Consider the following 14,457-nt stretch of genomic DNA (forward strand, 5'->3'; position numbering starts at 1 on the left):
AACGTTGGTTTTTTAGAGAATGTTTACCCATCTATGGTATTAAATTCGATAGGATTTAGTAATTTATTTGTAAATTATTATGGTTTTTCGTTTGTGAAAAAATTGTATTTAATGTTGATCTTTTTTATAAAATTATTTCGTAGCTAATTGCTAATATAAGTATTTTCTTTATTTTGACGATATCAAAAAAATTTCAAATAATAATAACTTTGCTCTGTAAAAGGATTTGACAATGTCTTTAATTAAAACAAACCCTGTTCAGTTTAGTCAAAGACGGGGAATATGTTTTGTTCTTTCTGCTCCATCTGGAGCGGGTAAATCGACCATTGCCAATGCATTAAGAGCCTCCCAAAAAAATTTATTTCCGTCAGTATCTGTAACAACGCGTTCTCCTAGGCCAGGGGAAAAAAATGGTGTACATTACCATTTTTTAACAAAGGAGAAATTTGAGAAACAGTCAACAAATGGTGAGTTGCTTGAATGGGCGACGGTTTTTGGAAAAAGTTACGGTACTCCTAGGGGACCTGTTGAAAAGCAACTGTCTGAGGGTAAAGATATTGTGTTTGATATTGATTGGCAAGGACATCAATTGATACGAAATGCCCTTCCTAATGATGTGGTAGGAATTTTTATCTTACCCCCTTCTATTGAAGAGTTAGAACGCCGTTTACGTAGTCGAGCCTTAGACAATGGTGAAGAAATTGATAAACGTATGTCCTTAGCAATACATGAAATATCTCATTGGAATGAATTTGATTACATTATTGTTAATAATCGTTTGGATGAAGCAATTGCGCAAGCAGAAGCTATTTTAACTAGCGAACGTTTGAAAACTTCGAGACAACAATTAAAAAATGTATAAGAGGCTTGAGCAATGAAAGCTGGGGCGATGAATTTTTCCCATATAACTATTCTGTGTATAGGTGATATCATGCTTGACCGTTATATTTATGCTCAAGTACAACGCATATCTCCTGAAGCTCCCGTCCCTATTTTAAAGTTGACCCATACGAAAGAAATGGTAGGGGGTGCGGGTAATGTAACTAATAATATTTTATCCTTGGGCGGTAAGGTTATTATTGTTGGATTGGTAGGTGAAGATAGTAATGCAGAGAAAATTAAGACGTTGATGGAGAAACAACGTATTAGTACTCATCATCTTATCTCATCTTCGCAACGTCCCACAATTTGTAAATCAAGGTTTATTGCGGCGAGTCAACAAGTTATACGGGCAGATGAAGAAAACCTTATAGCACTCAACCAACAAGAAATAAAAAAAATATTAGTCCATATTGACCAAACTATTTCTTTGGCTAATGCTGTTATTGTATCCGATTATAATAAAGGAATGTGCCATCCAACAGTTATTCATTATATAATTAAAAAAGCTAAAGAGCTTGATATACCGGTTTTTGTGGATCCTAAATCAAAAGATTTTTCTCTTTATAAATATGCTACATGCATTACACCTAATTTAAAAGAAGCGATGGCGGTTATCCAAAGACCTCTTGTCATTGAAAAAGATTTTGAACAAGCAGGCCAACAATTGTTAAAAATCACTCAAGGACAGGCAGTTTTAATTACACGTTCAGAAAAAGGAATGACATTAATTGAGCGTGATAAGCCAGCAATGACTATACCTTCTCGTGCTCGAGAAATTTATGATGTTTCCGGGGCAGGGGATACCGTCATTGCAGCTTTAAGTTTAAGTTATGCATCAGGCTATAGTTTTACAGAAGCGGTGCACATAGCTAACGCAGCCGCTGGTGTCGTGGTTGGTAAAGCTGGCACCTCTACAGCGACTATAAAAGAAGTTATAGCAGAACTGCAAGCGCAGCAGGAACATAGTGTTCATACGGTTTTATCTCCTGAGCTTTTTTCTTTGAATGAAGTTATTGAACAAATTAACACGTGGAGGAACCAAAATTTAAAAATTGGTTTTACGAATGGATGTTTTGATATTTTGCATCCAGGTCATGTTGATCTTTTAAAAATTGCTCGTGATCATTGTGATCGGTTAATTGTTGCTTTAAATACCGATAAAAGCGTGCAACTCCTCAAATCAGCTAAAAGACCTATTAACACCCTTTCAAATAGAGCACAAATTATCGCGGCTGTGCGTTATGTTGACTGTGTAGTTTCTTTTGACGAAGAAACCCCTTTTAATTTAATAGCTGCTCTTAAGCCAGACGTTTTAATTAAAGGGGCTGATTATTTTGGGAAAAAAGTCATTGGTAGAGAGATTGTCGAGAAAAATGGTGGTAAAGTCATACTAGCTGATTTAAAGAAAGGTTTTTCTACCACTTCAATTATTGATAAAATCAAATGTCAATGTATTTGAATGCATAAAATAGTATGATGAAATACCCCTCTTATGTAATTAGGAAATATGAGCAATTTTCACATTGGTTATTTAATTATGCTTTTCCTTATTGGGGAGAAATAGGATGCGACGGCCCAAAAAATAATCCTCATCTATGGGGAGCTCATGAGCAATTAAAATTAGATGGAAGTCCAGACTTTCCAGGCTATAAACGGATGCGTGTGCAGGCTAGACAGCTTTATAGTTTTACACAAGCTGCAATGTTAGGTTGGTCCCAGGGTAATAAAATTGCCGAGTATCTTTATCAATTTATAAAAAAAGGATTGATAGGAGAGGGGCAGTGGGCAAAAACCTTGACACGAGAAGGTCAGGTTTTAGATAATTCTTCCGATTTATATGATTTGGCTTTTATTATTTTTTCGTTGTCTTGGTATGCACGTCTCAGTGGGGATATTGAACCTATACGAAAAGCTAGACAAACGGTACGTTGGATAAAACAATATATGGCTTGTCCTAGAGGAGGTTTTAAAAACGTTTATCCGAGCGTTCAAGGGTATAGGCAGCAAAATCCACATATGCATTTACTCGAAGCAGCATTAGCGTTATACGAAACAACACAATGTGAAAAGGATTTGCAATTGATCGACGATTTGGTTCGGTTATTTTGCACTGTTTTTTTTGATAGACGTACGAATATTGTGCATGAATATTATGAAGAAGATTGGCGACTTCCCCCTTCTCATCTTAAAATTAATATTGAACCTGGGCATCAATATGAGTGGATATGGTTGCTTTCAGAGTGTGAACGTCTAACAGGCAAAAACCATTTCAAAGAAATTCAATTATTATATTCATTTAATATGCGACATGCAATTGATGTAATAACAGGACTAGTGTGTGATGAAGTTTCAGTAGATGGCATTATAACAAATAAATCCTCTCGTTTGTGGGTACAAACGGAAGCAATACGCGCATCAAGTCTAATGAGGGATGAAAAAAGTCATATTCATTTGACAAAGATCATCCATAATCTGTTAAATCGCTATTTTGTTTGTTGCCCAAAAGGCACTTGGCAGGATCAATTGGACGAAAATTGTGCTTACAAAAATAAAATAATTCCTACAAGTTCTTTTTATCATATTGTAAGTAGTTATGCACAATTGCATCAGTCAATAACTTATCCACGTTATCCACAGCTTTCCCCACAATACACAGCCCCTTTAACGATTAAAAATGATATAATAAATTGTGAATATTAAAGAATCGAGTTCAGAACATTCCCCTTTATTAGGTTTATCCCAGCGTTTGCCTCCTAGTAATATACAGGCAGAACAATCTTTGCTGGGTGCTTTAATGACCAATAATAAAGCTTATGATAAAGTTTCAGATTTTTTATTGGGCGAACATTTTGCAGATCCTGTTAACAAAATAATTTACGAAGCTATTGTTAAGCGTATTGATGCAGGGCAAATTGCCGATGCAGTGACCTTAAAAGCTGAATTTGAACATTCCGGTGTATTGGACGAAGTTGGTGGTATCACCTATCTTGCACATCTATTACAATCCATGGTGGGTATTATTAATGCCAGAGATTATGGTAAAGCCATTCATGATTCGTGGGTTAGAAGGCAGCTCATTGATATAGGTGAGGATATTGTTAACGGTGCATTTCAATCCAATACAACGTCAACAGGTACTGATCAAATTACGATTGGAGAAGAAAAGCTTTTTCAACTTGCGACGCACAAAGGGCAAGAAAATGGTTTTGTTCCTTTTGAGAATGCCTTAGCTGAGGCCATTAATATCGCTAACCGAGCGTTTATGAATTCCAGTGGTGTCGCGGGATTGACCACCGGATTAAGAGATTTAGACAAAAGGACAGGCGGTCTGCATTCTTCCGACTTAGTGATTCTTGCGGGTCGTCCTGCTATGGGGAAAACGGCTTTAGCGACTAAAATTGCTTTTAATGCAGCTCGGTCCATTCTGCGAGCAACAGATGAGCAAGTCGATAATACTAAACTTGCGGGAACCGTTGCATTTTTTTCTTTAGAAATGTCTGCCGAACAGCTGGCTACACGTCTTTTATCAGAAGAATCAAGAGTTTCTAGTGAGCGAATTCGTAGAGGCGAAATAGGTCAAAAAGATTTTGATCGTTTCGTGCAAGTAAGTCGAGAATTATCTAAGATTCCTTTATATATTGACGATACCCCCGCTATTAGTCTTTCCGTTATGCGGACAAGATGTCGACGATTATTAAGGACCAAAGGCTTAAAATTAGTTGTGGTGGATTACCTTCAGCTTATGCGCCCTTCTTTAGGGAGTAGGCCAGAAAGTCGTGTTCTTGAAATTTCTCAAATTACCCAAGGATTAAAAGCACTTGCTAAAGAATTTGAGATACCTGTGATTGCGCTCTCACAACTGTCTCGCCAAGTTGAAAGTCGTGAAGACAAACGTCCTCAGCTTGCTGATTTGCGTGAATCGGGATCAATTGAACAAGATGCAGATTCTGTCATGTTTGTTTATCGTGATGAATATTATTTGCAACAAAGAATGCCAAAACCTATTGCTTTTGACGGTGAAGATAAATATCGTATTGCCCTTGAAAAATGGCAGTCTGACATGAACAGGGTTCATAATAAAGCAGAATTAATTTTAGAAAAGCAGCGTCACGGTCCAACGTGTAAAATTGATCTATTTTTCGAAGGTGAGTTTACTCGTTTTAGTGATCTTGATAATGTGCATGATTATTAACAATAGATAGGGATTATTTTATTGTTAATCGGTGTTAAGAATACACATTATTAATTTTTAGTAATAAAAATAATCAAGTGACGCCTTCTATTTTTATAGTGAAAATACGATAACAAATACGGATATTTTTCCCTGAAAAATTTATCTTACATTCTTATGAGGTCAGAAGATGGCCATCTTCTTATCATGATTGATAGAGATTGTTAACAACGAGTATCCTCCGTTACTATCTTGAAAATATAGTCTTAATTTTAATTTCAGTATTGGGGTGGAATAAAAAGCAATATGGTTTTTTAAATCGGTTTAATTTTTTCTTAGTTGTAGTTTTGGCTTTAAGGCGATTTTAAAGTGTGAATAACCTTGAAGATTAGAATAAATTATCTGCTTTACACAATTATAATTAATTTTTGGCACACACTTGCGATAAAAATCTGCACTAGAGCTTGATTGTCATTGATGGTTAAGTATTCGATTGTGCAAAAATTAAAACATTGCTCAATTTACGACTTTAGCCTGTGAAAATTATGGTGTTACGAAGGCTATAATTACGCAAGAAAAGCAATGTCTTTAAAAGGAAATTTAAAGTTTAATGTCGAAAGTGACGCATAGAGGTAAATATCATAGCAATTCCTGCTCGGTTTGCTGCATCTATTACTTCATCGTCGCGCATAGAGCCGCCAGGTTGTATAACTGCAGTTGCGCCTGCTTTGATAGCAGCTTCTAATCCATCAGCAAAGGGGAAAAATGCATCTGAAGCAACAACGCTGCCTTGACTTAAGGAGCTTGTTAATTTAGCAGCTTTTGTAGCCTCATCGCTTTTGTGCGCTGCAATGCGAGAGGAGTCAATTCGACTCATTTGTCCAGCACCAATACCTACGGTTGCTTTATTTTTTACGTAAACGATTGCGTTAGATTTAACATGCTTGGCCACGCGAAAAGCAAAAATCAGATCCTTCATTTCTTGTTGATTTGGTTGTCTTTTAGTTACCACTCTAAATTCTGAAGGCCTTCCATTATCGCGATTTTGCACCAGAAAGCCGCCAGACAAAGATTTTATGGTTATTCCTTCAGCTAGAGGGTTGGGCATCCCCTTGGTTTCTAATACACGTAGATTTTTTTTCTTTGATAAAATTGTCAGAGCTTCAGCTTCGATTGTGGGGGCAATGATGACTTCGCTGAAGATTTGAATAATTTTTTCTGCCGATTCAGGATCTAACGGCCTATTTATGGCAATTATACCGCCGAAGGCAGACACGGGATCGCAACGTAATGCCAGATCCCAAGCTTTGGAAATTGAATCTGCACTTGCTACACCGCAAGGATTAGCGTGTTTAACAATAACAACAGAAGGTTCATCAAATTCAGCAACGGCCTCAAATGCAGCATCGGTGTCGTTGAAATTGTTGTAGGAAAGTTCTTTGCCTTGTAATTGTTTGGCAGTTGCTATTCCAATGCGATGATCGGTTCCCGTATAAAAAGCAGCTTTTTGATGAGGGTTTTCCCCATAACGTAACATTTGTTTACGTTGTCCAGAACATACGAAAGTTTCTGGAAACAATTCATCTTGCTCTTTTGCAAACCAATTAGTAATGGCGGCATCGTAAGCTGCCGTTTTTGCATAAGCAATCTTTGCCCATGATTGACGTTGTTCAAGAGTTGATCCACTGGTTACGGAAAAATTGTTTATAAATAATGTATATTGAGAGACATCGGTTAGTACGGCGACGTGACGGTAGTTTTTGGAAGCAGCTCTTATTAAGGCGGGACCACCAATATCAATATTTTCAATAATTTTTTCTTTATCTGCTCCGGCGTTAACCGTTGCTTCAAAAGGATATAAATTAACGCATAAAAGATCAATGGGGAGAATATGATGTTTTTTCATTTGCTCTTGATGAGCAGGTAAGTCTCTACGACCTAATAATCCTCCATGGATTTGTGGAACTAACGTTTTAACTCTACCGTCTAAAATTTCTGGAAAACCAGTAAAGTCAGAAACCTCAATAACTGGGAATCCTGCTGCTTTGATAACGGTAGCTGTACCTCCTGTAGAAAGAATTTCTACATTTTTATTAATTAATGCTTTTACTAATCCTATAAGTCCCGTTTTGTCAGAGACTGAAATTAGGGCGCGGTGAATAGGTGTGGTCTTTTGATCCATTAGATATATTTCCTGAAATTGGTATAAATAGAACGATCTTAATTTTAAGGATGAGCTAGCCAACGCCAGTTTTGAATTCCTTGTTTTGCTAGCTCACGATGCATAATTAATACGGACGTTGGTTTTTGGGTTTTTCGCGGACAAATAAGACGTTTTGCCAAATCTTCAATAATGGTGACGGATCGGTGTCTGCCGCCCGAGCAACCTACCGCAATGGTCGCATATTTTTTTCCTTCAAGAACGAAACGAGGAAATACCAATTGCATCATTTGTTCTATTTGATCAACATATTTTTTATAATCAGGATCTTTTTCAACATAATTTTGAACTGTTTTGTCTAAGCCCGTTAATGACGAAAGTTCTGGTATATAATATGGATTATGCAAAAAACGTGCATCGAAGATCATATCGGCTTCTCTAGGAATACCACTAGGGAAAGCAAAGGACATTAAGGTTAGCGTAAAGCAATTTTTGTTTATGTTATTATCTTGTGAATATCGTGTTTCAACGAGAAGGCGTAATTCTGATAAAGGTAACTCAGAAGTGTCAATGACCAAATCAGCAACTTGTTTAAGAGGTGTCATCAAATATTTTTCATTTTTGATACCTTCTTTTACGGTACCTCCTTCTGCCATGGGATGTCTTCGTCGGGTTGCAGTGTATCGTCTAAGAAGGACATCTGTTTCAGCAGTCGTATAAATAAGTTGAATTTGTAACGAAGGGTCTGATTTTAGTCTAGCCAATAATGCGATAACTGAATCAACATTGAAACCGCTTGTTCTTGAATCGATGCCAATAGCAATGGAACCTTCGATTTTATTAACAATATCGTTAATAACTTGTAAAGGAGCATTATCAATTAATTCGTATCCCAAGTCTTCTAATACACGCAATATAGAAGTTCTGCCTGCTCCGGATAAACCTGTCACGAATATAACGTGTCGTTTGGAAGGTATTTTATTTTCAGTTAAATCTTGCATTCAACATTAGATCATTTTTTTATAAATTGAATAGTTTCTTTCATCTTAAGTAGGATCACTGCTTTATTCAAGGGTCTAGTTTTGAGGAGAAGACATTTCAAACCAAACAAGGGTCTTAATCAGTAAAAATGATGAGATATAAATAGAAAAACTTAAAAAACTTATCCAAAAAGAGACGGGCCAATCGGTGAACCATGCAAGTGCAATGCCTCCCCATGCTTCAAGCAGAGCAAACAGAATTGACAATAAAATTCCTTTATAAATTGTTTTGCAAGAATGTATTGCTACAGCAGCAGGTCCTATCATTAAAGAAAAAGTTAGTAAAATTCCAGTAACTTGGACACAAGCTGCAGTTACACAAGCAACCAGTCCTAGAAAAATGACACTTATTAATTTTAAAGAAAGCCCTTTTGCTTCAGCCAAGTCGGGTTGAAGAGAAGAAAATAATAAGGGTCTAGTAAGAAAGAACATAACACCGTAACAAAAAATACTCAAAAAAGCTAAGCTATATAAAGTTTTTTGATCAACAGCGAATATATTGCCAAAAAGCAAACTGGTTATTTGCGCTGCATATCGTGTATAAAAATGCAGAAATAAAAGTCCTAATCCCATGGAAGCAGATAAAACCAAGCCAATGGCTATGTCTTTATTTTTCAGTTCTGGACCAATTATTCCAATAAGTATTCCTGCCATTAGGCTAAATATCAAAAGTCCTATCAAAGGGGATATGCCCATAAGGCTTGCCCCCGTTGCTCCAGCGAAACCGACATGCGACAAGGCGTGGCCAGCAAAGGCTTCTCTTCTTAAAAGAAGAAAATAACCTATAGGTCCAGTGATAAGGGCTACAATACCAGAAGCCATAAAAGCGATGCGCATAAATTCAAGAGAAAACATTTTTAAACTAACTTTCTATTTAAATTTATGGTTTCAAAATAATTAACCTTAGCCGCAAGATGATAAAGGGTGATTTTATTTAAAATCAGAAGGAAGGTATAACAAAGAGGTTTTCTTTAGTACGAATAACGTTTAAAGGAAACTCATATAAATCGCTTAGGACAGAAGAAGTCATTATCGAGTCAATCGTACCTAAAACAGCACGTTTATTGCCTATGCAAAGCACGTAATCTATAATGGGTAAAAGAGGATTTAGATCGTGTGTTGCTAATAATACACTCAGCGAGCGTTGTCGTTGTATGGTTTTGATGGAATTTAAGATGGATAAAGTCCATTTGGGATCAAGATTGCTAAAGGGTTCGTCCAATATAATTAATTTTGGGTTTTCTATTAAAGCTTGGGCTAATAATAATCTTTGTCTTTGTCCACCAGAGAGTTCTTCTAAAGGTTTTTCTGCTAATTTTTTGGCTTGGAGTTGATCCAGGGCTTCGTCAATTCGGCTGCTGTCCTGCTTGTTAAGAAAAGGTAATCCAAATTTATAACCTCGAATACCAGCGGAAAGAAAATTTCTCCCAGTTAAACGAAACGTATTAATGTCTCTTGCTTGGGGTATGTAACCAATGAATTGGCGTGCTTTTGAGGGACTTAAACCAAAGACATTCAGCTGTCCTTGATGGATAGGTATAATACCCATAATTGTTTTTATGAAGGTGGTTTTCCCTGAACCATTGGGGCCAAAGATACCAATAAATTGGTTTTTTCCAATTTCTAAATTAAGTTGTGAAAGAATGAGCTTTGAGCCACGTTTAATGTCGAGATCATGACATTCGATGACGTTCATTTGGAATTTTTTTTCAAAACATTTTCCACTTCATCGAGTACTTGGTTCATCCAACTTTGGTAAGTTAGAGAGGCTGGCATTAATTCTGAAACACCAATAACCGGAATGTTAGTTTGTTCGGCCAGTTTCTTTAACTGTTCAGTGGCAGGTGTAACGACTTGGTTATTATAAAACAAAATTTTAACTGAGTGGGATTTAAGATCTTGTTGGAATTGAGCCATCTGTTTAGCCGTAGGTTCTCCATTATTCATAACGGTCCATTGATAAGGCTCTTCTTTTACAATAAAACCGAGCTGTTTAGCCATCAATCCAAATACAGGTTCAGTGGCAGCAATTGGAACTTTAGAAGAGAAAGATTTGATTTTTTTTATACGCTCATTTAATTGTACAAGTTGATTTATAAAGTTGCTGTGTTGTTTGGTAAAAAAAGATTTATGTTCAGGTTGTAACGTTTTATATATGAGGGTGAGTTGGTTAGATAGAGCCTCAATACTGGCAATATTGTACCATAAATGGGGATTCCCTCCATCTTTATCCTTTAAAAGTTGTTGAACAGAAATAACGTGTTTTTGTTTAACATTGTATTTATTTAATAAGCGGTCTATCCAAGAATCATACCCTAATCCGTTTTTAATTATAACTTCGGCTTGGGAAAGGGTTTTCCCTACATTAGGTGTCAATTCAAATAAATGAGGATCTTCATCCGGATTATTTAAAATTATATCAATCTGTACGTGTTGACCACCAAGTTGTTGAGCAACGTTTCCATACATATTCTCCGCTGCAACGACTTGTATTATGCTAGCGTTGGCATATATCGGGGCAAATAAACCGCTAAAAAGGACAATCGTTAAAAGTAAAAAATGATTTAATTTCATTGAAATTACTTCAGCTTTAAAAAACTAATAGAGATTGCTTAGAAGTACCATGCTCCAGTAATCATTAGCCCTAAGAGCATAATAAGCCCTAAGTGAAGTATAATTAGCCATTTGATGGTTATAACGGGTGTGTAAAATTTATCTTTTGGTAATTCCAGTTCCCATTTCATTTATATTCTCACAATTGGTTTCGATAGTAAAAGGCTAACAAAAGAAGTGGCTAATTACAATGGAAACTTTTGGGTAAAAAAATCAAATTCTGTTTTTAAGGCCTTCTTCTAACCTAGGTAATATTTCAAATATATCACCAACAATGCCGTAGTCTGAAGCTTTAAAGATAGGGGCGTCAGGGTCTTTATTAATGGCCACAACAATTTTACTATCTTTCATTCCAGCTAAATGCTGTGTAGCTCCTGAAAGAGCAACGGCGATGTAAAGTTCTGGTGCAACGATTTTACCTGTTTGCCCGACTTGAAAATCATTGCTCACAAATCCAGAGTCAACCGCTGCTCTTGATGCACCAATAGCAGCATTTAACAGGTCAGCTATTTTTTCTAGTAAGGTAAAATTATCGCTGCTTTGCATCCCTCTTCCTCCCGAGATAATTATTTTAGCAGCTTCCAATTCAGGCCTATTGGATTGAGATAATTTTAAATTAAGGAAAATAGATTTTTGATTTTCAGGTAGCGGAGAAGGTAAAGTAACTTCTTTTATTTCTGCATTTCCACCTATAGTTTTTATAGGAGTAAAGGCTATTCCTCTTATAGATAAAAGTTTTTTCTTATCCTTTGAGCATACGGTGGCCAGCAAACTTCCTGCATAAATTGGTCTGACAAACGTAGATTTATCAATAATTTTGGTTACTTCAGAAATGGGTTGAACGTCGAGTAATCCAGCCAATCGAGGTAAAATATTTTTACCTTCTGCGTTAGCCGGTGCTAAAATAAATTCGTAGTCACTTGCTAAAGAAGCCATCAAATTGGCTACAGATTCTGCTTGCATGTGTGCAAAAGAAGGATCTTTTGCCGCTAAAACTCTACGCACACCGTTTAAATGGATGGCTTGGTCTAAGCGTTCGTTTAATGTTTCCCCGACAAGCAGAACATCTACTTCCTTTTCAAGCTGCAAGGCAGCGGTGATAGTTGAAAGGCTGGTAGAACGAAGTGTGTTTCCTTGCTCATAACTTAGTAATACTAACGCAGCCATATCTAGATCACCTTTGCTTCATTTTGTAATTTATCTATCAGTTCTTCTACAGAATTGACAATTACTCCTTCCCTAATGGGTGAAGATTCATCGAGTCTCTGTATATATAAACGCGGGGTAATATCTACTCCTAATTCTGCCAGAACAAAAGTTTCAACTGGCTTTTTTCGTGCTTTCATAATATTGGGTAAAGACGCATAACGTGGCTCATTTAAACGTAAATCTGTCGTTACAATAGCAGGCAGAGGAAGTTTTAGAGTTTCTTGTCCGTCGTCAATTTCCCTAATAATTTCTACGTAGTTTGAATAAAGCTCCAGCTTACTGACAAAAGTACCTTGAGGCCATCCTAGTCTTGCCGCCAAAATTTGCCCTGTTGCATTCATATCGTCGTCAGAAGCTTGTTTGCCCATTAGCACTAAGTTAGGTTTTTCTTTTATGACAAAATATTCTAAGACTTTGGCAACGGCTAAGGATTCTAGCGTATGTTCCGTACTGACCAAAATAGCTTTATCTGCCCCCATGGCCAATGCCGTGCGCAGTGTATCTTGAGATTTTGGTTCACCAATGGAGATCGCTACAATTTCGTCAACTTTTCCTTGTTCTTTAAGCTGAACAGCTTCTTCAATTGCATTTTCATCAAAAGGATTCATGGACATTTTAATGCCACTAATTTCAACACCCGAATGGTCTGTTTTGATAAGAGGTTTAATGTTCGAATCAACAACCCGTTTTACCGGAACCAATATTTTCATAAGTGTTTTTTCCGTTACCAATATTTTTAAGTTTACATTCCACTGGAATAGTTTGGTCCACTTCCGCCTTCTGGAGTTTCCCAGTCTATGTTTTGTGTGGGGTCTTTAATATCACAACTTTTACAATGAATGCAATTTTGTGAGTTAATTTGTAATTTAGGCTCATTATTGTCCATAAGCACCTCATAAACGCCTGCAGGACAGTATCGTGTTTCGGGTGCTTTAAAAACGTTCCAATTTACTGTTTTCCAAATTAAAGAATTTCGAAGTTTTAGATGAACAGGTTGAGTATCTCTATGGTCAATATTAGATAAAAATATAGAAGAAGTTTTATCAAAGGTGAGTTGATCATCAGGTTTTTTATATAAGGGTTTGTCGCATAAAGAAGCAGCTTTTAGCTTTTCATAATCTTCTAAACGATTATGCAACGTCCAGGGAACTTTTCCTCGAACCATTGAGTCAAACCCTGCATATAGGGTTGCTGCTTTGGTTCCAAATTTGGCAAAGGCGGGTCGAATATTACGCACTTGGTGCAATTCATGCCAAATCCATGAGTAGCGTATGCGCAAACAGTAGGAAATAGGTTCTATTTCCTGTGTTATTAATGCCTCTGCAATGGTCTCAGCAGCCAGCATTCCTGACTTCATCGCCGTATGAGTCCCTTTTATTTTCGGTACATTTAAAAAACCAGCAGCGTCACCAATAAGCAGCCCTCCCGGAAACGTTAGCTTGGGTATAGATTGTAAGCCCCCTTCTGACAAAGCACGGGCAGAAAAACCTATACGTCTCCCACCAATAATATGTTTCTTAATTACAGGATGTTTTTTTGCTCTTTGCATTTCTTCAAAAGGTGAAAGCCAAGGGTTTTTGTAATCTAAACCTAGAACAAATCCAAAAGAAACTAGGTTTTTACCAAAATGATAGAGCCAAGATCCCCCATACGTATGATCATCTAAAGGCCATCCAAAACTATGTTGTATATATCCAGGCATATGCTTGTTAGGAGGAATTTCCCATAATTCTTTAATTCCTAAGCCATAAGTTTGAGGATCCACATTAGAGCGTAAAGCATAATGTTTAAATAGTTTTTTAGTAAGTGAACCGCGACATCCTTCTGCAAATAATGTATATTTTGCTCTTAATTCTACTCCTGGGACATAATTAGATTCTTGGTTTCCGTCTTTGTTAACGCCCATATCTCCTGTAATAATGCCTTTGACACAGTTTTTTTCAATAATGACTTCTTGTCCAGCGAAACCAGGATAGATTTCAACGCCCAAATTTTCAGCTTCTAAAGCCAGCCAACGGCACAAATCCCCTAAACTAACGACAAAATTACCATTATTATTCATTTGTGGCATAAGGGATTTAAGAATTGGAATCGAAATAGATTTGTTGTCGTTTAACAAATAAAACATACGTTCATGGTGAACAGGTGTTTGAAAAACATCCGATTTTTTTTTCCAGTTATCAATAAGTTCATTCAAAGCAGTGGGTTCTAAAATAGCACCAGAAACAATATGGGCACCTATTTCTGATGCTTTTTCAATTAGACAAATTTGAGCAGAGGGTGTTAATTGTTTTAAACGAATTGCTGCACTTAATCCTGCTGGGCCAGCCCCGACAATTAGCACGTCAAATTCCATTTGCTCACGCTTGGTATCGCTCATT

General features: G+C 36.7%; 12 protein-coding genes. 4 read left to right on the forward strand and 8 right to left on the reverse strand.

Annotated elements, in window-relative coordinates; all coding sequences use genetic code 11:
* Positions 1-232 precede the first annotated feature (232 nt).
* The 4 genes from gmk to AABE15_RS05430 are packed head-to-tail and all read left to right on the forward strand — an operon-like array spanning position 233 to position 5,074.
* Complete coding sequence (gmk, locus tag AABE15_RS05415) at positions 233-862, forward strand: guanylate kinase (RefSeq protein WP_338330266.1); 630 nt, start codon at positions 233-235, stop codon at positions 860-862.
* A gap of 27 nt (positions 863-889) precedes the next feature.
* On the forward strand, positions 890-2,341 hold the full coding sequence (rfaE1, locus tag AABE15_RS05420; protein ID WP_338330267.1) for a D-glycero-beta-D-manno-heptose-7-phosphate kinase: 1,452 nt from the start codon (positions 890-892) through the stop codon (positions 2,339-2,341).
* A 14-nt stretch (positions 2,342-2,355) separates the two neighbouring features.
* Positions 2,356-3,582: an AGE family epimerase/isomerase gene (locus tag AABE15_RS05425; protein WP_338330268.1), complete on the forward strand. Its 1,227-nt coding sequence runs from the start codon at positions 2,356-2,358 to the stop codon at positions 3,580-3,582.
* Positions 3,572-5,074, forward strand: coding sequence for a replicative DNA helicase (locus tag AABE15_RS05430; RefSeq protein WP_338330269.1), 1,503 nt, complete (start codon positions 3,572-3,574; stop codon positions 5,072-5,074). Before AABE15_RS05425 ends, AABE15_RS05430 begins: the two co-directional genes overlap by 11 nt.
* A 586-nt stretch (positions 5,075-5,660) precedes the next feature.
* Here the strand turns inward: AABE15_RS05430 and purH are convergent.
* The 8 genes from purH to AABE15_RS05470 form a co-directional block, all read right to left on the reverse strand.
* Complete coding sequence (gene purH / locus AABE15_RS05435) at positions 5,661-7,235, reverse strand: bifunctional phosphoribosylaminoimidazolecarboxamide formyltransferase/IMP cyclohydrolase (protein WP_338330270.1); 1,575 nt, start codon at positions 7,233-7,235, stop codon at positions 5,661-5,663.
* Positions 7,236-7,279: 44 nt separating this feature from the next.
* Positions 7,280-8,215 carry an RNase adapter RapZ gene (rapZ, locus tag AABE15_RS05440; protein ID WP_338330271.1) on the reverse strand — a complete coding sequence of 312 codons (936 nt, stop codon included), beginning with the start codon at positions 8,213-8,215 and terminating at the stop codon, positions 7,280-7,282.
* A 75-nt stretch (positions 8,216-8,290) separates the two neighbouring features.
* Positions 8,291-9,109: a metal ABC transporter permease gene (locus tag AABE15_RS05445; protein ID WP_338330272.1), complete on the reverse strand. Its 819-nt coding sequence runs from the start codon at positions 9,107-9,109 to the stop codon at positions 8,291-8,293.
* Between the two features lie 85 nt (positions 9,110-9,194).
* Positions 9,195-9,950, reverse strand: coding sequence for an ATP-binding cassette domain-containing protein (locus AABE15_RS05450; RefSeq protein ID WP_338330273.1), 756 nt, complete (start codon positions 9,948-9,950; stop codon positions 9,195-9,197).
* Positions 9,947-10,828 (reverse strand): metal ABC transporter solute-binding protein, Zn/Mn family, encoded by an 882-nt coding sequence (locus tag AABE15_RS05455; protein WP_338330274.1) that lies wholly within the window; start codon positions 10,826-10,828, stop codon positions 9,947-9,949. The genes AABE15_RS05450 and AABE15_RS05455 overlap by 4 nt, the downstream gene beginning before the upstream one ends.
* 252 nt (positions 10,829-11,080) lie before the next feature.
* Positions 11,081-12,034: an FAD-binding protein gene (locus tag AABE15_RS05460; RefSeq protein WP_338330275.1), complete on the reverse strand. Its 954-nt coding sequence runs from the start codon at positions 12,032-12,034 to the stop codon at positions 11,081-11,083.
* A 2-nt stretch (positions 12,035-12,036) separates the two neighbouring features.
* Complete coding sequence (locus AABE15_RS05465; protein ID WP_338330276.1) at positions 12,037-12,786, reverse strand: electron transfer flavoprotein subunit beta/FixA family protein; 750 nt, start codon at positions 12,784-12,786, stop codon at positions 12,037-12,039.
* 32 nt (positions 12,787-12,818) lie between these two features.
* Entirely contained in the window at positions 12,819-14,456 is a 1,638-nt protein-coding gene (locus AABE15_RS05470; RefSeq protein ID WP_338330277.1) for an electron transfer flavoprotein-ubiquinone oxidoreductase, read from the reverse strand.
* Between the last annotated feature and the right edge of the window lies 1 nt (position 14,457).

The organism is Commensalibacter sp. Nvir (assembly GCF_963921845.1).
Lineage (GTDB): Bacteria > Pseudomonadota > Alphaproteobacteria > Acetobacterales > Acetobacteraceae > Commensalibacter.